Below are 21,499 nucleotides of genomic sequence, written 5' to 3' on the forward strand. Positions count from 1 at the left end.
ATGAAGCGACGCGCGATCCCGCCATCCCGTCAGCCACTGGCCGACTCGGTTTCGGCACCTCGGCTCGTATATTCATAGGAATATGCGTATCCATAGCCATATTCCGAATCACGCTTGTCGAGTTTCGTCAAAATGACGCCGATCAGCGGCGCCCCAGCCGAACGCAATCGTGACAGCGCCGAATTGATGCCGCGGACCGGAACACGGCCGGCCTCAATGACGACCACCACCGCTTCGACGGTCCGGCTGAGGAGCGGCGCGTCGGCCAGCCCGATGATCGGGGCGGAATCGACGATCACATGATCATAATGTTTCTCAAGCGTCCTGACAAAGTCTGCCATCCGATCGCTACTGAGCAATTCGGCAGCGCTTGGCACAGACGGTCCGGCGGGAATGAAGTCAAGATTCGGCATCACTTCCCTGATGAGCGGACGATAGTCGTCCTCGCCCGCCAGATAGTTGCTGACACCGTGGTCCCGCTTGACCCCGATATGCTTGTGCAGCGAGGGCTTGCGCATGTCGACGTCGATCAGAATCACCTTTTTGCCCACCCGCGCAAGCACGGTCGCAAGCGACAGCGAGGATATGCTCTTGCCTTCCGCGGGCTGCGAACTGACGACCATGATCGACCGCGGAATGCCGTGAGAGGTCGAGAAGGCCAGACTCGACTTGATCGCGAAATAGGCTTCGGACACGTTTGATTTCGGGTCGCGGATCTCTTCGACGATCGCCACGCCTTCTTCGACCTTGGGCACACTGCCCAGCAAGGGCAGACCTAGCTGGTCCGGAATGCGCGACGGGTCGCTCACGCCTTCCTGCGACTGTTCCAGTAAGAACACCAGCACCAGCGCCGCAATCGACCCCAGGACAAGCGCGATGAACAGGTTGACCAGCAGTTTCGGCGACGACGGCAGACGCGGAGGCTCGGCGCGGTCGATCACCGCGATGTTGTTCGCCGAAACGCCCGCGACCCCGATTTCCTTGTAACGCTGCAGCAGAGCATCATAAAGCTGACGGTTGGTATCGGCCTCACGCTGATAAATATTGTACTGGATCGCGTCGCGGCGCTGGTCGAGCACCTGGTTCGACAGCGCTACGACCCGCGCTTTCAGATTGTTTTCACGCTCCACGGCTGCACGATAATCCTCGCGCGCTTCGCGCGTGATGCGCTGCTCCTCCCGCGCAATCGACTGGTCGAGTTCGTCGATGCGACGTTGCAGCGCCATCGCCACAGGATAGCCCGGATCGAACTGTTGCATGAGCTGCGCATATTCGGAGGCGTCCTTTGCCCGCTGTTCACGCAATCGCGACAAGGTGTCATTGGTTCGCACCGCACCGATTGCGCGGGTTCTGGATTCCATCAGGATGCGATCCGCTGTCGCTTTCACCAATTCGCTGTTCAGCGAGCTCAGGCTGTCGGCCGCGAGCGTACGCTCGCGAATCTGCGCCGTGCTGCCTGCGCCATTTTCATTGTTTCCGATCGTTACGATGTTTCGGCTCGACGCGAAATCGACCAGCGCGCGCTCCGAATCCTCGACACGCTGACGTAACTCGGCAAGGCGACGTTCGAGGAAGCTGCGCGCCTCGGCCGTCGAATCGAACTTGCGCGCGATGCTCTGCGCGATGAACTCATTGGCCCAGGCGTTGGCAATCTGCGCCGACATTTCCGGGTCATAGGACGAATAGCTGACGTCGACGAGGGCCGACCCCCTGGTCGGGCTGATCACGACATGGTCAAGCAGCGTATCGACCGTGATGCGCAACCGCTCGCTCGACCCGCGCGATGGCCGCGGCGACCGGGCATCGGCGTCTGAAAAATCAGACATATCGATCCCATGAGCGGCCCAGAAATTCTCGTTCGTCTCAAGGCGCAGCCGCTTGGCAACGCGCTCGGCCAGCGAACGTGCTTCCATCAACGAGTATTGCGTCTGATAAAACTCCAGATTGCGTCCCGTCGCTTCGGATTCGATGCCCACGACGTTGGTGATATTCTTTTGCTCCCGGTTGATCTCGATCTGAGTCGTTGCCGTATACACCGGACGCATCAGCAAGGTGACGACAAGCGCGATGATCAGCGCGCTACAGATTGTCGATGCGATCCACCATTTCCGTCGTTTGAAAATGTGCAGATATTCGATGAGGATGGGCTTGAGCGAGCCTTGCGGCTGGCCGGCTCCGGACTCCTCCCCTGCAAGGGTTGCCAGCGGCCGCGGCGCAGGACGCGAAGTTTCAATGTGGTTCATATTACCTGATCTGCATGAAACGAAAAAATGAATCGCGCCTCGCGAACCTCCATCCGATGGTGGTTCGGCACCATAAAGTTCTCCTTGCTGTTCGCAGGAGACGCGGGGCGTTTAACAGCCCTTCCATTGATTGCCAACGGAAAGACCTTGTCGCAGAGCAGCGGCTGAGCGGAATCCCCATCGCATCAACGCCTTTCGCCCGACGATTGGTCACCAACCGATCGCCCCGCTGTCCAGGTCAGCGCAAGCGAAAAAATCGCGGCCATAAGCGGCGTCCGCAGCGGATAATCATAGCAGCTCGCCAGGAAGACGAGCAGCAGGAGGACGGCGCCCAGCCGCCGGAACATCAGCGAGGTTCCCGACCGATCTTCCGACGATCCGCGAAAATAGCCGCGCACGACGACGACCAGGCTCACAGCGAGCAATAGCATCGCAGGCAAGCCGCCTGTCAGAAAGAGTTCGATGAGGTCATTATGAGCATGATTCATATACTGCGGTCGCAACATGAAATCGGGTTCGACGACGCGATATGCTTCAACAAAGCTTCCCATTCCCGTCCCGAACGGCAGACTTTCCATTGCCAGCCGGATCGCCGCGGGCCAGGTATTGAAACGCAGCGACGCTTCAGAGCCGGAAGCCGACGCGAACAGCCGGTCGAAGGAATTGAACGCTGTCATCTGGACGGTCAGGAAAGCGACCGCGACAAGCGCGGCGAGCGCAAGCCCCATCTTCCACTTCACGCCGCGCCCCCCAAGCCCCGCCGCGATCTGCAACGGCGATATCTTGAGGATGAAGGGCACCGATGCCAAACCGACCAGGCCCATCAGAACCCCCGCCCGGGACTGCGCGACAAGGAGGGATGGCAACAATAGCGCAGCGAAAGCCAGCCCACCCCATTGCAACGCGCCAGAATTCTCCTCATTCCTGCGCATGGTCATCGCGACAAGCGCAGCGGTCAGAGGAAAGCCCATGGCGAGCGCAACCGAATGGTGGTTTCGATTGGCGAAAAGGCCAACGGCGGATCCGTCATTGGTGATCCTGTACAGGTAAAAGGGATTGCCTTCACCCCCGATGATCTGAAGGAGACCGAACAAGGCGGAGGCGAACACCCCCGCCAGAAGGAGCAGCGCGATGCGGTAATGGCGTTCTCGCTCAATGGTCAACGCGAGCAACAGCACGGCGACGGGAAGCGCCAGCGCCATCAGCGCGTTCGCCGTGCGATAGGGAACCAGGCTCACCGGTCGCCAGATGTCGGGCATGCCTGCCGCCCGGTCGATCGCCACAACAAAGTCGCGCCCAGGCAGGGCGTGCCAGATCGCTGGGGGAAGCGGCACCAATTGAAGGGCAACCAGCAGGACCGCCGCGAACGCGCACGTCAGCAGCGCCTTGTTCCGTTGCCAAACGGCGCGCGGCAAAAAGCAAAGGGCGACCGCGAGCGCCAGCATCGAAATCGGGCGAAGGACAATAAGCGACGTCACATCGTCGCGGCCGCTGCCTCCCAGGATCAGCGCGGCCACCAGGATCAGGACCAGGACCAGTTCCGGCGCCGAACTCGAACGAAAGATATTTTTTTTCATCTAGTTGAATGTTCCGGCGCGGGGACGGTTGCTGGGGACTGATCGTGCAGGGTGGGCACTAGCCGTTTCAATGCGGCTCGGCAACCACGGGGATCGGCCGCCGCAATCGCGGCCTCGATTGCCGTCAGATATTCATAAAGGCACTCGTGGCTGACACATTCTTCGCGCGCCTGCATGATCCGCGGATGCGCGGTGGGCTGCGATTCCTCGCCGACCAGAAGTTCCTCGAACAATTTTTCGCCCTTGCGCAACCCGCGCTCGACGATCTCGATGCTGCCACCGGGGTTGGCGGACGAACGGATCGTAAGGCCGGACAGCCGCACCATGGTTTCGGCGAGGTCCCAGATGCGCACCGGCTCCCCCATATCGAGCAGGAACACTTCGCCGCCCGTCGCCATGCTGCCTGCCTGGATCACCAGCTCGGCCGCTTCGGGGATCGTCATGAAATAGCGTGTAACATCGCGGTGGGTCACCGTCACCGGGCCGCCGCGTTCGATCTGTTGTCGAAAGGTCGGAACGACCGATCCGCTCGAACCCAGCACGTTGCCGAAGCGAACCATCGAGAAAATGGTGCCGTCGGGCTTCCGCGACCGGCTCATGTCCTGCAGCAGCATCTCGCAGACGCGTTTGCTGGCCCCCATCACGTTCGGAGGACGCACGGCCTTGTCGGTGCTGATCAGAATAAAGCGACCGACACCCTTTTTGACGGCCATCTCGGCCATGTTGCGTGTGCCGCGGATATTGTTGGCGACGCCGTCAAGCGGGTTCTCCTCCAGCAGCGGCACATGCTTGTACGCCGCGGCATGATAGATGGTGTCGGGCGCCTCATCAGCGAACAGGCGCTCCACCGCTGCGGCATCCGCAACATTCGACAATTTCGCCCGAAGAAGGGGCCGGATACCGTCGGGGAGCCGATCGAGGATCGCTTCCAGTTCGTTTTGAAGCCTGAAGAGGGAAAACTCACTGGATTCGACGAGGGTGAGCGAGTGCGGTGCCAGCCGTAGTATCTGTCGGCACAATTCGCTGCCGATCGAACCGCCGGCGCCGGTTACCATCACATGCTTGCCCTTGACGGACCGCGACAACAATTCCCGGTCGGGTGCCACCGGCGGGCGACCCAACAGATCCTCGACCTCTATCGGACGGATGGCGCTTGCCGAAATCTTGCCTTCAAGAATGTCCCTGACGGGTGGAAGCATCTGGACGTTTATGCTGAACCGCGCCAGATTCCGGATGATCTGCTTGCGCCGCTCATCGCCGACCTGCGTCATCGCCAGAACGATGTCGGTGACGCCGAGCTGATTCAGCACGCTTTCGATATCGTCGCTGTGAAAGATGCGGGCACCGTCTATTCGCTTGCCCCGCTTGTCACGATCATCGTCAAGAAAGCCCGCAACCCTCAGGCCGCCTTCGGAACTCAAAGATGCTGCCAATCGCTGACCGGTCGTGCCGGCACCATAGATGAGCACGTTCCGCTCGCGCCCCACAAAGTCACGCGAATGGAAAAGATCCACCAGCACATAGCGGCCGACGATCCGCGCGACTCCCATAAGCAGCAGGAACAGGATCGGGCCGAGAATGGCGATCGTCCGAGGCACACCTGGATAACCGACATACATATAGATGACGATCAGCGGCACCGTCATCATGGCGACGGCCACCGCCAGCGAGATCAATACCCCGCGACCGGCGTATCGAAATATGGCCGAATAGATCCCGCGCCAAAAGGCAATCGGAAACCATAGCAACAACATGGTGAGGCCAAAGCGCAGGACCGGCCAGTCATCGGAACTCCATTCGCCCAACCGAATGGAAAAGGCCATCGCGGACGCTACCAGTCCCAAAATCGCGTCGCAAACGAGAACAAGCAGCAGCTTTCCCCAACGCGGCCAGAAAAGCATACGCGCAGCGAACGTGATCATTTGGGTCGAAGCATCAGTGAAGAATCGTTCAAACACGTCCAGACCTCAGCGCGGGATGAAAAGATTGGAGATCCAAATCTTCAAGTGCAAACATCAATGCGAAATGCTGCGGCGATCCAGAACCCGCACTATCGTAAGGATCAGGATCTTTACGTCGAAGGCGAGGCTCATTCGAGCCAGATATTCACGCTCCAACGTCACTTTCTCTGAGATCGTAAGTTCGTCGCGGCCGTTGATCTGCGCCCAGCCGGTTATTCCAGGCCGAAGCGCGGTAACGCCGCATTCCGCCCTCAAACGCATCAGATCATCTTGGTTGAATAGCGCTGGCCGGGGCCCCACCAGGCTCATGTCTCCGGCGATAACACTGAAAAGCTGCGGCAACTCATCAAGGCTGGTGCGCCGCAAAAAGCGCCCAAGGCGCGTCACCCGGCTCGCGCCGTCCCGAAGCAAATGTGTCGGAAGCAGCGGGGTGTCGATGTGCATCGTCCGAAACTTCGGCATCAGGAACAATCGCCCGTCACGGCCAAAACGCTGCGACCAGAACACCGCTGGCCCCGCCGAATCCAGACGGATCGCAAGCGCCACGCAAAGCATCAACGGGGCCAGCAGAATGACAGTAAGCGAAGCGAGCATCAGGTCGAATACTCTTTTTATCATTCGTCCGTTCCCGTCGTCATCAGAATGGCCCTGTCGAACGGGATTTCCGGCGCCCACCCGAACAGGCGGGTAAAACGCACACCATCGAATGCCGCGTTTCCGAGCAGACTGTCAGCACGTCCGCGCAGAGCGAATTGTGCGCATTTTCTGACAAGTTCTGGCGGCCAGCTCCAGACAAGATCAGGATGCCCGAAGCTCATCAACAATTTCCGGTAAAGCGAGGCCGTTGATAACGGCACGCTGTCGGTGACGATGAAGCATCCGGAATGTTCCTGCTCCACCGCCGCCACAACGGAACTGGCCACATTGCCCACGAAGGCAAAACTGCGGCGATTGTCGATCCGTCCAATCGGGAGCGGCACGGCGATTCGAGCTGCTTTTACCAGCGCGGCAAACCATGCCGTTACGCCCGGCCCGATCAGAGCCGGCGGCCGAAGCGACACGGTACGAAACCCCTCACGGTCGAGTTGCGCGAGTCCGATGTCGGCCAACAGCTTGCTGCTGCCATAGGGGGTCGTCGGTTCGGGCGGGCAACCGTCGTCGACGACGCTGCCCGCCGGAGTCTGCGACATGACTGCGGCAACCGAGCTTATCTGCACAAAACGCCTTGCCCCTGCGCGTCTTGCGACCTCGGCAAGGCGAAGCGGAAACTCGCCGTTGATCCGCCGATACTGCCGCTCCGCGAATGCCGGATCCTCGCGCCGCAGGATGTGAACGCGCGCCGTGCAGTTCACCACGGCGTCACATCCCGCGACCAGACCTTCTAGATCGGCCTCGACAATATCACCGGTCGCGATAGTCTCGGCTGCCGAGGCGATACCGCCACCCGCCCTGGTCAGGGCGCGAACGCGATACCCCGACGCCGCAAGCTTCCCGACGACCTGCCGCCCCAGAAAACCTGATGCGCCGGTGACCGCAACCATCCTCATGACTGAGTGCTCGGGCTCAACTGTGCTGGGGTTCAACGCTTAATCGGCGCCGGTCAGTTGTTCTGCAATGCAACGACAATCGGCGTTGTCAACAGGGGCACGACCTGCAGGACATCACGGAAAAGACGGCGCGACGCGGAATCGCCCACAACAACGACGTCGTTCGCATGAATGTCGGGGTCGGCATAGGCCCCGCGGCGAATAGCTTTCAGGTTGAACAGCGCAGCATATTTCTGACCTTCAACCGTCCTGAACACGACGACCTCGTCAAGACGTGCGAACTCGGCGGTACCTTCGGCCGTGGCAATCGCACGAAGCAAGGTCATCTTGCCGACCACCGGGTAGAGACCGGGCTTGCGGACCTGTCCCTCAACGGTGACAAACTGGCTGCCCGTCTCCTTCAGGTTGACGGTGACCTGCGGGTCACGAATATGTGCCTGCATCAGCTTGGAGCGAAGATACTGCTCGACCTCGGCCGGAGTCTTTCCGGCAGCCTGGATCACGCCGGCGAGCGGAAAGGAAAAACGGCCGCTCGCATCCGTCTGCACTTCGCGCTTGCTGAGTTCGAGAATGCCGAAAACGTCGATAGTCAGCCTGTCGAAAGGCCCGATAAGATAGGGTCGCTCGTCGGATAGCGTGTCAGCGCCGCCGGGTTCCGGCAGGCTGTCTGCCGGAATGACGCGGACCTGTGGCGAGCCACCCAGTTGCGGTGCAGCACACCCTGCCAGCATCGCGGCCGGGAACAGGCAGACAAGTAACATTGCCCAAGTCGCCGGGCACCAGCTCCAAACTCGCACGGAATGTCGCGGCGATGTGTGAACCGGCATTTGTCTTCCTTCAGATTATAATTCGAAGCTGATTTATCCGGCACGAAAGCATACGCGGCTTCGTTACGGACGCGTTCGGCCGGGTGATTAGTCACATTCGGATTCAAGCACAAGTTGCTTCCCGATGAATGCGCCGAAGCGTTCGCCATGCCGTGCGCCGGTGTCGGGCGGCGCCATTTGCCGTCTACGGGGTCTGCAGATACCACCGATCGGTGCCATAAAGACCGATGGCGGTCAGGCGGCCGGTTCGATAAGCGCCCGTATCAATTCCGATGCGATTTGGGCGTTCCTCCACCTCCGCGGCAATCGTGTGTCCGTGGACGATCAACGCGCCGTGGTCCCGCTTGCTGCTCAGAAACTCATCCCGAATCCATCGGAGATCGGTCAGCTTCTGCCGATCAAGTGGCACCGAATCCCGCACCCCGGCATGGACAAAAACATAGTCTCCGTAACGCACCATGTCCTCACCCCGGCGAAGGAAATCCATGTGCGACCTTGGAACCGCGTCGCTGAAAACGTCCGCGAGTTCCTCGAACGTCAATCGATCATAGAGCTTGTCGTCGCGCAAATAGCTCCTGATCGTAGCTTCACCACCGATGCGCACGAAAAAGCGAAGTGCGCGGACGTCCTTGGCGAGCGCCGCCAGCATCGATTCCTCGTGGTTACCGATCAGATGATGGACCCGATCGAAATGGGCGGGCAGCGAAAGCGCCCGTTCAATGACTCGATCGGAATCGGGGCCGCGATCCACGAGGTCGCCAAGCAGGACCAGCACACAAAGCTCATGCGGGCGGCCCCGCCGGTCGGCCGCGATCTTGTCGAGCAGATCGGAAAAGAGATCGTCGCGACCATGAATATCGCCGATCGCATACAGCAATATGCCATCAGCCATCGAACGTGTGTCGGCGGCGGGCGCCAGTCTCCCCCGCTTGAACCTGGAAAAGAAAGTCATCAGCCCGCAAAAAACCTTGCCACAAACGAACAGCGAATATCGGGAAAGGCCGCCCTTAGCGAAGTCGCTGATAGTTGACCAGCCAAAGGCGCCGCGCGTCAATCAGCTGTCGCCGGCCTGCGGCAAAGAATGATCGCGTCCATCCAAGGTTAGGACAACGGCAACCCTTTGGATATATAAGGCTGAGCTTGCCTTTTTCAACCGGATTTCAGGATCGTAGCGACGTGACCGATCATATCGTCATTGCTTTCGGCACTCGCCCGGAAGCGATCAAAATGTTCCCGGTCGTTCGGGCGCTGGCGGCGCGCGATGACGTTCGGGTCAGCGTCTGCGTCACCGCGCAGCATCGCGAGATGCTCGACCAGGTGCTCGAAATCGCGCGGATCACACCCGATATCGACCTTGACGTCATGACACCCGACCAGTCGCTCGATGCGCTGCTCGCGCGGCTCGTCACCGGTCTGGGCGAAGCCTTCGATGCCGAAAAGCCCGACCGCATCCTCGTCCACGGCGACACGCTGACGACAATGGCGGCGACGCTGGCCGCCTATTTCCGCAAGATTCCGGTCGGGCATGTCGAGGCGGGGCTGCGCAGCGGCAATATCTATCACCCCTGGCCCGAAGAGGTGAACCGCAAGGTGACGGGCGCCGTCGCCGACCTGCATTTCGCGCCGACCGAAACCGCCGCGGCGGCGCTGCGCGCCGAAAATGTGCCTGCCGAGCGCATTCACGTCACCGGCAACACCGTGATCGATGCGCTGCTCGCAACGCAGGCGCGGATCGAGGAGGAGCCATCGCTGGCCGCGGGGCTCGACCCGCTCGCCCGCCGCTTTGCGGGCAAACGCATCATCGCCGTCACCTCGCACCGGCGCGAGAATTTCGGCGACGGCATGAAAGCCATTGCCGAAGCGATCGCCGGGATCGCCGCACGTCCTGACGTGGCGGTGATTTTCCCGGTTCATCCCAACCCGCATGTCCGCAGCGCGATGGAGCCGATCCTCGGCGCGCTCCCCAATGTCGCGCTGATCGATCCGCTCGATTATCCGCATTTCGTTCGGCTGCTCGCGCTGAGCACGCTGGTGCTCACCGACAGCGGCGGGGTGCAGGAGGAAGCGCCCTCGCTCGGCAAGCCGGTGCTCGTGATGCGCGAGACGACCGAGCGGCCCGAAGGCATCGAGGCGGGCACCGCACGGCTCGTCGGCACCGACAAAAATCGCATCGTTTCGGAAATTTTCAGCCTTTTGGACGATGAAGGCGCCTATAACGCCATGGCGCGCGCGCATAATCCCTTCGGGGACGGCCGCGCCGCGGAACGAATAGCGGAGATTGTTGCGCGTGCCCATCGATAGCGACCAGAATGTTACCGTCCTCGGTCTGGGCTATATCGGCCTGCCCACCGCGGCGTTGATCGCGCGGTCGGGCAGCAAGGTCACGGGCGTCGATGTCAGCAAGCATGTCGTCGAGACGGTGAACAGCGGCAAGGTGCATATCGAGGAGGTCGATCTCGACGGCCTTGTCCAGGGCGTCGTTTCACGCGGCTCGCTGGTCGCCTCGACAAAGGTCGCCCCCGCCGACGTGTTCGTGATTGCGGTCCCGACCCCGCACGACGACGAGCATCGCCCCGACATCAGCCATGTGCTCTCGGCCGCACGCGCCATCGCGCCGCAACTCGTACCCGGCAATCTCGTCATCCTCGAATCGACCTCGCCCGTCGGCACGACCGAAAAGGTCGCGGCGCTGCTCGCCGAGCTGCGCCCCGACCTCAAGGTTCCGGGCGCCTGCACCGGCGCCGCCGACATCTTCGTCGCCTATTGCCCCGAGCGCGTGCTGCCGGGGCGCATCCTCGTCGAGCTGGTCGACAATGACCGCTGCATCGGCGGGATCACCCCGCGCTGCGCGCGCCGTGCGATGACCTTTTATCGCCAGTTCGTTCGCGGTGCCTGCGTCACCACCTCGGCGCGCGCCGCCGAAATGGTGAAGCTGGTCGAGAACAGCTACCGCGACGTCAACATCGCCTTTGCCAACGAGCTGTCGATGATGGCCGAACATCTCGGCGTCGATATATGGGAGGTGATCCGCCTCGCCAACCGCCACCCGCGCGTCAATATCCTGCAACCCGGCCCCGGCGTCGGCGGTCATTGCATCGCGGTCGATCCCTGGTTCCTCGTCCATGGCGCGCCCGGCCACAGCCGCCTGATCCGCACCGCGCGCGAGGTCAATCTCGCCAAGACAGCGCATGTCATCGGCGCCGCCGAAATGCTGGTGTCGCAGCATCCGGAAGCGCGCGTCGCCTGCCTCGGCCTCGCCTTCAAGCCCAATATCGACGATTTTCGCGAAAGCCCCGCGGTCGAAGTCGCCGCCGCGCTCGCGCGCCGTTTCGGCCAGCAGATCCGCATCGTCGAACCCTATGCGCGCGGACTGCCCATGGACTTCGCGGGCACGGGCGCCGAACTGATCGATCTCGACAGCGCCCTGGCGAGCTGCGACCTGCTCATCGTCCTGGTCGACCACGATCTGTTCAAGTCGATCCCGCTCGAGGAACGCGGCGACAAGATTGTCTATGACACGCGCGGGCTGTGGCCCGATCAGCCAAGTGTCGGCAATACAAACCGTTTCACTCGCGCAGCCTGACCGTTCTTGCTTGACGTCTCATGGCAGGCCCAACATGGTGGCGCGATGTTGTCTCGCCTCGAAACGATCATCGTGGAAAAGCCCTGGGGGCGGACTGACATTGCCGGCGACTTCGGCGATTTTGGCGATCGCCGTGTCGGCGAGATCTGGTTTTCGCATCCCGATGGCCGCGACGCGCCCATCATGGTCAAGTTTCTTTTCACTTCCGAACGCCTGTCGATTCAGGTTCATCCTGACGATGAGGCAGCGATCACGGCGGGCTATCCGCGCGGCAAGGAGGAGTGCTGGCTCGTCCTGAATGCGGACCCTGGCGCTGAATTGGGCGTCGGCCTTAACGCCCCGACGACATCCGAGGCGCTGCGCCATGCCGCGCTCGACGGCACGATCGTGAACATGGTCGATTGGCGAGCCGCCCGGACCGACGATTTCATCTATAACCCCGCGGGCACGATCCATGCGATCGGCGGCGGGCTGGTCATCGTCGAGGTGCAACAGAATATCGACTGCACCTATCGCCTCTATGATTATGGGCGCCCGCGCGAGCTTCATCTGGATGAAGGACTCGCGGTCGCGGCGACGAAGCCGGTCGCCGATCCGCGCGATGGCCGGGTCGATCCCGCCAGGTCGCGGCTGCTCGTCGACGGCCCGCATTTCGGCCTGCTCCACCTCGCCGGCGCCGATGCCGCCGCGCTTCTGCCACACCACCATGCCGACTATATTTTCACACCGCTCTCGCCGGGTTGCGCGATCGCGGGCGAGCCCATCGGCCTCGGCGAATGCGTGGCCACCGACCGCGCCGACGCCATCGCGCTGGAACCCGGTGCCCGTGCTTTACTGAGTTGGCCCACCTGATTTCGCGCCCTAAAGCTTGTCCATGACCATCATCGTCCCCGTCATCCTTTCCGGCGGCTCCGGCACGCGCCTCTGGCCCGTATCGACCGCCGAGGCTCCCAAGCAGTTCCAGCCGCTCACAGGCGGCGACAGCATGTTCCGGCACACGGTGGAGCGCGCGAGCGATCGCACCCGCTTCGCCGCGCCGCTGGTCGTGTGCGGTCCGGCGCACGTCGCGCATGTCGAAGTCGATCTGGCCGCGGCGCGCATCGACGACGCGCGGATCATCGTCGAGCCCGCGGCGCGCAACACCGCCCCGGCGATTGCGCTCGCCGCGCTGGCCGCGCGTTCGGACGATCCCGACGCGATGATCCTCGTCATGCCAGCCGACCATGTGATGACCGACGTGCCAACCTTCCGCAAAGCGGTCGAGGCGGCGCGCCCCGCGGTCGAAGGCGGCGCGCTCGCGACCTTCGGCATTGCGCCGTCGCATCCCGAAACCGGCTATGGCTATATCGCGGCGGGCGATCCGGTGATCGGCGCTCCGGGCGTGCGCATGGTACGCCGCTTCGTCGAAAAGCCGCCGCGCGAGCGCGCAGAAGCGATGCTGGACGAAGGCAGTCATTACTGGAACGCCGGCATATTCCTGATGCGCGCCGACCGTTTCCTTGCCGAACTGGAGCGGCAACAGCCCGCAATGGCGTCCGCCTGCACGGCGGCGATGGACGGTGCGCGGTCAGACGGCGCGAAGGTCCATCCGCACGCCGACGCCTTCCTCGCCAGCCCGTCGAACTCGGTCGATTATGCGGTGATGGAGGGCGCCAGCCATGTCGTCGTCGTTCCCGTCGATCCCGGCTGGTCCGACGTCGGCGGCTGGGCCGCGCTTCACGAACTCGGCGACAAGGATATGGCGGGCAATGTCCGCATCGGCGAGATCATCGCCCTCGACGCGGCCGACAATTATCTGCGCGCGGGCGATGGCAAACGGATCGCCGTCGTCGGTGTTTCGGACCTTATCGTCGTCGCGCACGGCGATGACATCCTCGTCATCCCGCGCGAGCGGGCGCAGGAGGTCAAGGCGATCGTCGAAGCGCTCGCCAAGCGCTCGCCCGGCTGAAGGCGCTCGCCCGCCCCTTGCGGCGCCACCCGCCATCGCCCATATCGCGCGGCATGACCCATCCCCACGCGCAAAGTGCCGCGCCCTGGCACGGAACCACCATTCTTTCGGCCCGCAACGAAGGCAAGGTCGTCGTCATCGGCGACGGGCAGGTGTCGATGGGCCAGACGGTGATGAAGCCCAACGCCCGCAAGGTCCGCCGCCTGCACGACGGCAGCGTGATCGGCGGCTTCGCGGGCGCGACCGCCGACGCTTTCACGCTGTTCGAGCGGCTCGAGGCCAAGCTGGAGCGCCACAACGGCCAGCTTCTCCGCGCCGCGGTCGAACTGGCGAAGGACTGGCGCACCGACAAATATCTGCGCAACCTGGAGGCGATGATGATCGTCGCCGACAGGGAAGTCACGCTCGTCATCACCGGCAACGGCGACGTGCTCGAACCCACGGGCGGCATCGTCGCGATCGGCTCGGGCGGCAATTTCGCGCTGTCGGCGGCCCGCGCGCTCGCCGATTACGAAAAAGACCCCGAGGTGCTGGCGAAAAAGGCGATGGCCGTCGCCGCCGAGATCTGCGTCTATACCAACGACCAGTTCACGCTCGAAACCATCGAAATCCAGGCGTAATCCCATGAACAAAGATTTGACCCCGAAGGCGATCGTCGCCGCACTGGACACGCATATCATCGGCCAGGATGCGGCGAAGCGCGCGGTCGCGGTGGCGCTGCGCAACCGCTGGCGCCGCCAGCAGCTGCCCGCCGAGCTGCGCGACGAGGTGACGCCGAAGAATATCCTGATGATCGGCCCCACCGGCTGCGGCAAGACCGAGATTTCGCGCCGCCTGGCCAAGCTCGCCGATGCGCCCTTCATCAAGGTCGAGGCGACCAAGTTCACCGAGGTCGGCTATGTCGGCCGCGACGTCGAGCAGATCGCGCGCGACCTCGTCGAAGAGGCGGTGCGGCTGGAAAAGGACCGCCGCCGCGACGCCGTGCGCGCCGCCGCCGAAGAGGCCGCGATGGAACGGCTGCTCGACGCGCTCACCGGCAAGGGCGCGAGCGAGGCGACGCGCCAGAGCTTTCGCCAACGCATCCGCGAAGGCCATCTCGACGACAGCGAGGTGGAGATCGAGGTCGCCGACGCGCCCGGCATGAGTTTCGAACTGCCCGGCCAGCCGGGGCAGATGAGCATGATCAACCTGTCCGACATGCTCGGCAAGGCGATGGGCGGCCTGCCCAGGAAACGCCGCAAGATGAAGGTGATCGACGCCGCGACGCGGTTGATCGAGGAGGAGCAGGACAAAAGGCTCGACCAGGACGATGTCGCCCGCGTCGCGCTCGCCGATGCCGAGGCCAACGGCATCGTCTTCCTCGACGAGATCGACAAGATCGCGGTCAGCGACGTGCGCGGCGGATCGGTCAGTCGCGAGGGGGTGCAGCGCGACCTCTTGCCGCTCATCGAGGGCACGACCGTCGCGACCAAATATGGCCCGATGAAGACCGATCATATCCTCTTCATCGCGTCGGGCGCCTTTCACGTCGCCAAGCCCAGCGACCTGCTCCCCGAACTCCAGGGCCGCCTGCCGATCCGCGTCGAACTCGGTGCGCTCACCGAGGAGGATTTCGTCCGCATCCTGAGCGAGACGAAGGCGGGGCTGCCCGAACAATATGTCGCGCTGCTCGGCACCGAGGGCGTGACGCTGAACTTCGCCCCCGACGCGATCGCGCGCGTCGCGAAACTCGCCGCCGAAGTGAACGAAAAGGTCGAGAATATCGGCGCGCGCCGACTTCAGACGATCATGGAACGGCTGGTCGAGGAAATCAGCTTCACCGCCGAGGATGCTCCCGGCGCGACGATCGACATCGACGCCGCCTATGTCGACCGCCAGCTTGCCGATGTCGTGGGCGACACCGATCTCAGCAAATATGTGCTTTAGAGCGCGATGACATGATATTGACCCACCGTGACGGAGGCGATTCTGGCCGAGTGCGAGGCGCGAGGAGCGGCGCGATGCGGGACATCGCGCCCGACGAGCAACGTGGCAATCGGCCAGAATCGACCCGCCCCGGAGGGGTTGCCCCCTGAAGCCCGCCGGACAGCGGCGCGTCTCTGGACCGGGCAACCAGCCCGTCTCCTGCGAGACGCTTCTTGCCGACGAACTTCAGGGGGCAATCACGGTGGGTCAATATCATGTCATCGCGCTCTAGCGGGGCGTGCCGGCGCGGGCCGGGATGACGAATGGAGGAAGGTCAGGAAGCGACCCCCGAACCGCCCTTCCCTCGCGCTTCCGCGGCAATGGTCCAAACCCTTCATCAACAAACCCAAATCGGCAGCGTTTTACCCGTCCGTTTGCCGAACTTCATTTGACTTTCGCGCGTTCGCAATGCGATGAACGGGGGACACGGTCGATCTGGGTCAAGCGGCCGGTACGGAGACAGCAATGACGGATGAGGACGTCGCCCCGCAGCAGGGCGAGCTGGCGATCACGCGCACCGGCGATCGGCTTCGGCTGGCGCGCGAGGCCGCGGGATTGTCGCTGGCCGATGTGGCGACGCGCACGCGCATCACCCAGCGTCATCTGGCGGCCATTGAAAAGTCCGATTTTTCCGAGCTGCCGGGCCGCACCTATGTCACCGGCTTTGCGCGCGCTTATGCCCGCGCCGTGAACTTGCCCGAGGCCGAGATCGGCGCGGCGATCCGTCGGGAACTCGAAGAGGATGAATATGGCTCGCGGCCCCTTTACGAAGCCTATGAGCCGACCGATCCCGCGCGCCTGCCGACCGCGCGGCTGACCTGGACGCTCGTTATCGTGACGCTTCTGCTCGCGTCGGCCTATGGCGTCTGGCGCTTCCTGTCGGTCGAACCCGACGAGGCGCTCATCGCCGCGCAGAACCGCGACGCCGACGCATCGGAAGCGCCCGAAAGCGCGGCGAGCACGGTGCCTGCGGCCAAGGCCGGCGGCGCGTCCGCCGGGGTGGCGGAGAATGCTCCCGTCGTGCTGACCGGCCTCTCCGAAGTATGGATCGGTTTCGACGATGCCGAAGGCAAGACCCAGAATTGGCGCACACTCGACCCCGGCGAAACCTATCAGGTGCCCCCCGCCTATATCGAGCAGTTCACGCTGCGCACCAGCATCCCGCAGGCGCTGAAGGTCACGGTCGGTGGCCGCGACGTCGGCCCGGTCGGTCCCGCCGACACGCTGGTCAAGAATATCTCGCTGAAACCTGCCGATTTGATTGCGCGTGCCGGGAGCACGGGCGCACCGGGCGCCGCCACGCCGGGCCGCCCGCAGGGCTGATTCGCCGATCATCCGGGCCGGTTGCCGCGGCGGCGCACCGAAATGGGTTTGCGCTGGCGCGGCCTGGCGCGTTATGGACGGCAAACTGGTTAACGAGTGGGGACCGAAAAGCAGATGAGGATGCGTCAGATCTTTTTCCTGGGAACGGCAGCGATCGGGCTCGCCGCAACGATGCCCGCCGCGGCGCAGGACGCGGCGCTCGGCAAGCGCGTCGAGCGGCTCGAAAAGGAAATGCGCGCGGTCCAGCGCACCGTTTTTCCCGGCGGCAACCCGACCTTTTTCGAGGGCGAGATCGCGCCCGACAACACGCCCGGCGAACGCGCGCGCGCCAATGCGCCGGTGATCGACCTGACCGCGCGCGTCGACGCGCTCGAAACGCAGTTGCAGGCGCTCACCGGCCAGACCGAGCAAAATGCTTTCCATCTGCGCGAACTCGAAAAGCAATTTGCCGCCTACAAGGCCGAAATGGACAAGCGCCTTGCCGATCCAGCGGCAAGCGAAGACACGCCAACCCCTGCCAGCCTTGCACCGACGGTCAAGGCGCCCGCGGCGACCGCAGCGGTCGCAACCCCCACAACCAGACCGGCGAGCAAGCCGGGGGCCAAGCCCGCCGGACCCGACGCCGCCCGGCTCGCGCTCGTCAAGGCGGTCGAGGTTCCGGCAACGGGCAACGAGACCAAGGACGCCTATGACTATGGCTATCGGCTTTGGGACGCCAAGCTCTATCCCGAGGCGCAGGCGCAATTGAAAAGCGTCGTCGCCAAATGGCCGCAAAGCAGCTATGCGAGCTTTGCGCAGAATCTGCTTGGTCGCGCCTATCTCGACGAAGGCAAGCCCAGCCTTGCCGCGGTCGCCTTCTACAATAATTACAAGGATCGCCCAAGTGGCCCGCGCGCGCCGCACAGCCTGATGTACATGGGCGTCGCGCTCGACAGGCTCGGTCGCAAGGCCGACGCCTGCAAGGCGTTCCGCGAACTCGACGAAGTCTATGGCGACAAGGCGCCGCAGGATGTCCGCACCGATGCTGCCGCCGCAAAAGCAAAAGCCGGCTGTTGAAAGCGACGTCGCGGGGCGGCTCGCCGGCGATCTCGCGGCGCTGCTTGGCGTCGGCTGGCACCGGCTGCATTATGGCGTCGCGGTATCGGGCGGCCCCGACAGCATGGCGCTGCTCTGGATGATGGTCTCGCTGCTGCCCGGTCAGGTGTGGGCGGCGACGGTCGATCATGGCCTGCGCAAGGGATCGGACGATGAAGCGCGCATGGTCGCGGCCTTCTGCGCGCGCGAACATATCCCCCATTCGACACTGCGACCGCCGACGCCGATCCGCGGATCGCTGCAGGCGGCGGCGCGCACCGAACGCTATCGTCTGCTCGAACAATGGCGCGAGGCCCATGCGCTCGACCATATCGTCACCGCGCATCATGCCGACGATCAGCTCGAAACGATCGTCATGCGGCTCAACCGCGCGAGCGGCGTCGGCGGGCTCGCCGCGATCCGCGCCACCAACGGCGCCGTGCTGCGCCCGCTCCTTGGCTGGCGACGCCGCGAACTGGTCGATGTCGCGCTCGACAACGACCTGCCCTTCATCGACGATCCCTCGAACAGCGACGATCGCTTCGACCGCGCGCGCCTGCGTCATGCGCTGCGCTCGCAGACCGCGCTCGACCCCGTAGCCGCGGCGAAATCGGCGGCATGGCTCGCCGAGGCCGACGAGGCGCTCGACTGGACGGTCGATCGGCTCATCGCGGACTGGCCCGACGCCTCCGACATTGCGGTGATCCGCGACGAAGCCTATCCACCCGAACTGTTCCGCCGCATCGTGGCCCATCGGCTGCGCGCCAATGCGCCGCAGCTGGCGCTGCGCGGCGCCGCGCTCGACGGCGTGATCGCCGCGATGCGCGCCGGGCGGCGCGCGATGGTCGGCGCCTTGCTGATCGACGCCGATCGCGGGCTCGCAGGGACGATCTGGCGCATTTCCGCGGCGCCGCGCCGGAAGGCGCCCAAAAAGGCCTGATTGCCTCATTGTCATTTAACCCGATTATCCTATCTTGTCGGGTAGGAGCGCGCATTGCGCCGTTGAGGAAAGAACTCCGAATGCAGGACGACAAGGAACCGCAGGGCAACCCCTGGATGAAGAGCGTGATGATCTGGAGCGGCATTCTGCTTGCCATGCTCCTTGTCGCCTCGATGTTCGGCGGCGCCGCACAGCCCGTCGGCAATCCGCTCGCCTATTCGGAGTTCCGCCAGAAGGTCGAGGAAGGCAGCGTCAAGGAAGTGATCCTGTCGGAGGACCGAGTCACCGGCACGCTGTCGAACGGCGACCGTTTTACGGCGAACGTCGTGCGCGACCCCGACCTGCTCAAGATGCTGAACGACAATGGCGTGAAATATGACGGGCAGCCGGCCGAAACGCCCAATTTCTGGATGTATATGCTTGTCCAGTCGCTGCCTTTCCTGCTGATCCTCGGCATCGCCTTCTTCGTCTTCCGCCAGGTGCAGAAGAATAACGGCTCGGGCGCCATGGGCTTTGGCAAGTCGCGCGCGAAAATGCTCACCGAAAAACAGGGTCGCGTGACCTTCGACGATGTCGCAGGCATCGACGAGGCGCGCGAAGAGCTGGAGGAAATCGTCGAGTTCCTGAAAGATCCCACCAAGTTCTCGAAGCTCGGCGGCCAGATTCCGAAGGGCGCGCTGCTCGTCGGCTCGCCGGGCACCGGCAAGACTTTGCTCGCGCGCGCGATCGCGGGCGAGGCGGGCGTTCCTTTCTTTACCATTTCGGGTTCGGACTTCGTCGAAATGTTCGTCGGCGTCGGCGCCAGCCGCGTCCGCGACATGTTCGAACAGGCGAAGCGCAACGCACCGTGCATCGTCTTCATCGACGAAATCGACGCGGTCGGCCGTCACCGCGGCGCCGGGCTGGGCAACGGCAATGACGAGCGCGAGCAGACGCTGAACCAGCTCCTCGTCGAAATGGACGGGTTCGAGGCCAATGAAGGCATCATCATCGTCGCCGCGACCAACCGCCCCGACGTGCTCGACCCCGCGCTGCTGCGTCCGGGCCGCTTCGACCGCCAGGTCGTCGTCCCGCGCCCCGACATCGAGGGCCGCCAGAAGATCCTGGAGGTCCATACGCGCAAGAAGCCGCTCGCGCCCGACGTCGACCTGCGCCGCATTGCGCGCGGAACACCGGGCTTTTCGGGCGCCGATCTGGCTAATCTTTGCAACGAAGCGGCGCTGCTCGCCGCGCGCAAGGGCAAGCGCCTGATCGCGTCGGACGAGTTCGAGGAAGCCAAGGACAAGGTGATGATGGGCGCCGAGCGCCGATCGATGGTGATGACCGAGGACGAGAAGAAATCGACCGCCTATCACGAGGCCGGCCACGCGCTCGTCTCGCTGCACGTCGAGGGCTGCGACCCGCTCCACAAGGTTACGATCATCCCGCGCGGCCGCGCGCTGGGCGTGACGTGGAACCTGCCCGAACGCGACCGCTATTCGACCAACATGAAACAGATGAAGGCGCGTCTTGCGCTCTGCTTCGGGGGTCGCATCGCCGAACAGCTCATCTATGGCGAAGACGAACTCAATACGGGTGCATCGAACGATATCCAGCAGGCGACCGAGATGGCGCGCGCCATGGTCATGGAATATGGGATGTCCGAAAAGCTCGGCTGGCTACGTTACCGCGACAATCAGGACGAGGTATTCCTTGGCCACAGTGTCTCGCGCGCGCAGAATATGTCGGAGGAAACCGCCAAGCTGATCGACGCCGAAGTGCGCCGCCTTGTCGAAGAAGGCGAAGCGGTCGCGCGCAAGGTGCTTACCGACCATATCGACGAGCTTCACCGGTTGGCCGCTGCGCTGCTCGAATATGAAACGCTGTCGGGCGAGGAAGCGAAGCGGGTGATCAAGGGCGAGGACATCGGACGCGAGGACGACGCCGACAAGCGCGGCACGCCCGTCAGCGGCCATGTCGGCGGCCTGCCGCAGATCAAGCGCAAGCCGCGGCCGTTCGGCGACGCGAACCCGCAGGGCGCCTAGATCGCTCGCCCAGGCTGTTCGATTCGGGGGCTGATCATTGGCGGGGAACAGATTGCGGCGCATGACCGGCCGGGCCCGTGCGCGGCTCCTGTCTCCTGTTCTTGCCGCACCCCTTCTGTGCGCCATGGCGCCGGGCGACATGAGCATCGCCGCCTTCCTCGCACGCGCGGGATCGCTCGAACGGCTGGGGCCGCTCGCGCTCGCGACACCGCAGGGCCACCAGCTCAAGAATGAAGTGATCGCGGCGGGCAGGCGCTACAAGGCGCGCATCGACGCCGAGCGCCGCGCCGGCCGCAAGACGACGAGCTGCCCGCCCGAATCGGGCAGCCTGACCCCCGAACAATGGCTGGCGCATCTGCGCAGCTATCCGGAGCGCCTGCGCGGCCGGATCAGCATCTATGCCGCCTTCGACGCGTTGATGAAGAAACGCTATCCCTGCCCCGCCTGATCCGCCAAGGATGCGGCAATGATGGACAAAGGAGCGGAC

At 63.6% G+C, this 21,499-nt stretch carries 18 protein-coding genes and 1 pseudogene; 11 read left to right on the top strand and 8 right to left on the bottom strand.

Translation table 11 applies throughout. The features are described 5' to 3' along the window. Positions 1 to 29 precede the first annotated feature (29 nt). The 7 genes from SALA_RS08035 to SALA_RS08065 form a co-directional block, all read right to left on the bottom strand. A complete protein-coding gene (locus tag SALA_RS08035) occupies positions 30 to 2,243 on the bottom strand; it encodes a GumC family protein (RefSeq protein WP_011541876.1) in 2,214 nt (737 codons plus the stop codon). Positions 2,244 to 2,428: 185 nt separating this feature from the next. Then, on the bottom strand, positions 2,429 to 3,760 hold the full coding sequence (locus tag SALA_RS08040) for an O-antigen ligase family protein (protein WP_192807456.1): 1,332 nt from the start codon (positions 3,758 to 3,760) through the stop codon (positions 2,429 to 2,431). 56 nt (positions 3,761 to 3,816) lie between these two features. Then, positions 3,817 to 5,778, bottom strand: coding sequence for a polysaccharide biosynthesis protein (locus SALA_RS08045; protein WP_011541878.1), 1,962 nt, complete (start codon positions 5,776 to 5,778; stop codon positions 3,817 to 3,819). A 57-nt stretch (positions 5,779 to 5,835) separates the two neighbouring features. Then, positions 5,836 to 6,399: a sugar transferase gene (locus SALA_RS08050; protein ID WP_011541879.1), complete on the bottom strand. Its 564-nt coding sequence runs from the start codon at positions 6,397 to 6,399 to the stop codon at positions 5,836 to 5,838. Next, on the bottom strand, positions 6,396 to 7,322 hold the full coding sequence (locus tag SALA_RS08055; RefSeq protein ID WP_237700941.1) for an NAD-dependent epimerase/dehydratase family protein: 927 nt from the start codon (positions 7,320 to 7,322) through the stop codon (positions 6,396 to 6,398). Before SALA_RS08055 ends, SALA_RS08050 begins: the two co-directional genes overlap by 4 nt. A 59-nt stretch (positions 7,323 to 7,381) precedes the next feature. After that, entirely contained in the window at positions 7,382 to 8,089 is a 708-nt protein-coding gene (locus SALA_RS08060) for a polysaccharide biosynthesis/export family protein (RefSeq protein WP_041383185.1), read from the bottom strand. 250 nt (positions 8,090 to 8,339) lie between these two features. Further along, entirely contained in the window at positions 8,340 to 9,209 is an 870-nt protein-coding gene (locus SALA_RS08065) for a metallophosphoesterase (protein ID WP_237700942.1), read from the bottom strand. Positions 9,210 to 9,382: 173 nt separating this feature from the next. Between SALA_RS08065 and wecB the strand changes: the two genes are divergently transcribed. The 6 genes from wecB to hslU are packed head-to-tail and all read left to right on the top strand — an operon-like array spanning position 9,383 to position 15,612. Further along, complete coding sequence (gene wecB, locus SALA_RS08070; RefSeq protein ID WP_049754727.1) at positions 9,383 to 10,456, top strand: non-hydrolyzing UDP-N-acetylglucosamine 2-epimerase; 1,074 nt, start codon at positions 9,383 to 9,385, stop codon at positions 10,454 to 10,456. Then, positions 10,443 to 11,738 (top strand): UDP-N-acetyl-D-mannosamine dehydrogenase, encoded by a 1,296-nt coding sequence (gene wecC / locus SALA_RS08075; protein WP_011541884.1) that lies wholly within the window; start codon positions 10,443 to 10,445, stop codon positions 11,736 to 11,738. Before wecB ends, wecC begins: the two co-directional genes overlap by 14 nt. Positions 11,739 to 11,783: 45 nt before the next feature. After that, the gene (locus SALA_RS08080) at positions 11,784 to 12,590 is read left to right on the top strand and encodes a class I mannose-6-phosphate isomerase (protein WP_011541885.1); all 807 of its coding nucleotides are present in this window, start codon (positions 11,784 to 11,786) and stop codon (positions 12,588 to 12,590) included. Positions 12,591 to 12,612: 22 nt separating this feature from the next. Next, positions 12,613 to 13,686, top strand: coding sequence for a mannose-1-phosphate guanylyltransferase/mannose-6-phosphate isomerase (locus SALA_RS08085; protein WP_011541886.1), 1,074 nt, complete (start codon positions 12,613 to 12,615; stop codon positions 13,684 to 13,686). 53 nt (positions 13,687 to 13,739) lie between these two features. Next, positions 13,740 to 14,306: an ATP-dependent protease subunit HslV gene (gene hslV, locus SALA_RS08090; protein ID WP_011541887.1), complete on the top strand. Its 567-nt coding sequence runs from the start codon at positions 13,740 to 13,742 to the stop codon at positions 14,304 to 14,306. A gap of 4 nt (positions 14,307 to 14,310) precedes the next feature. Beyond that, the gene (gene hslU, locus SALA_RS08095; protein ID WP_011541888.1) at positions 14,311 to 15,612 is read left to right on the top strand and encodes an ATP-dependent protease ATPase subunit HslU; all 1,302 of its coding nucleotides are present in this window, start codon (positions 14,311 to 14,313) and stop codon (positions 15,610 to 15,612) included. On the opposite strand, the pseudogene SALA_RS17630 reads toward hslU, so the two are convergent. After that, positions 15,609 to 15,868, bottom strand: a pseudogene (locus tag SALA_RS17630) (hypothetical protein). The gene hslU and the pseudogene SALA_RS17630 sit on opposite strands and share 4 nt — an antisense overlap. A 248-nt stretch (positions 15,869 to 16,116) precedes the next feature. On the opposite strand from SALA_RS17630, the gene SALA_RS08100 reads away from it, so the two are divergent. From SALA_RS08100 to SALA_RS08120, 5 genes are all read left to right on the top strand, one after another. Beyond that, complete coding sequence (locus SALA_RS08100) at positions 16,117 to 16,974, top strand: helix-turn-helix domain-containing protein (RefSeq protein ID WP_011541889.1); 858 nt, start codon at positions 16,117 to 16,119, stop codon at positions 16,972 to 16,974. 114 nt (positions 16,975 to 17,088) lie between these two features. Further along, a complete protein-coding gene (locus tag SALA_RS08105; protein WP_011541890.1) occupies positions 17,089 to 18,030 on the top strand; it encodes a tetratricopeptide repeat protein in 942 nt (313 codons plus the stop codon). Next, entirely contained in the window at positions 17,984 to 18,988 is a 1,005-nt protein-coding gene (gene tilS, locus SALA_RS08110; protein ID WP_041383186.1) for a tRNA lysidine(34) synthetase TilS, read from the top strand. The genes SALA_RS08105 and tilS overlap by 47 nt, the downstream gene beginning before the upstream one ends. Positions 18,989 to 19,068: 80 nt before the next feature. Beyond that, the gene (gene ftsH, locus SALA_RS08115) at positions 19,069 to 21,012 is read left to right on the top strand and encodes an ATP-dependent zinc metalloprotease FtsH (RefSeq protein WP_011541892.1); all 1,944 of its coding nucleotides are present in this window, start codon (positions 19,069 to 19,071) and stop codon (positions 21,010 to 21,012) included. Between the two features lie 61 nt (positions 21,013 to 21,073). Beyond that, positions 21,074 to 21,460, top strand: coding sequence for a hypothetical protein (locus SALA_RS08120; RefSeq protein ID WP_153802664.1), 387 nt, complete (start codon positions 21,074 to 21,076; stop codon positions 21,458 to 21,460). Positions 21,461 to 21,499: the final 39 nt, after the last annotated feature.

It is taken from the genome of Sphingopyxis alaskensis RB2256, assembly GCF_000013985.1.
GTDB lineage: Bacteria > Pseudomonadota > Alphaproteobacteria > Sphingomonadales > Sphingomonadaceae > Sphingopyxis > Sphingopyxis alaskensis.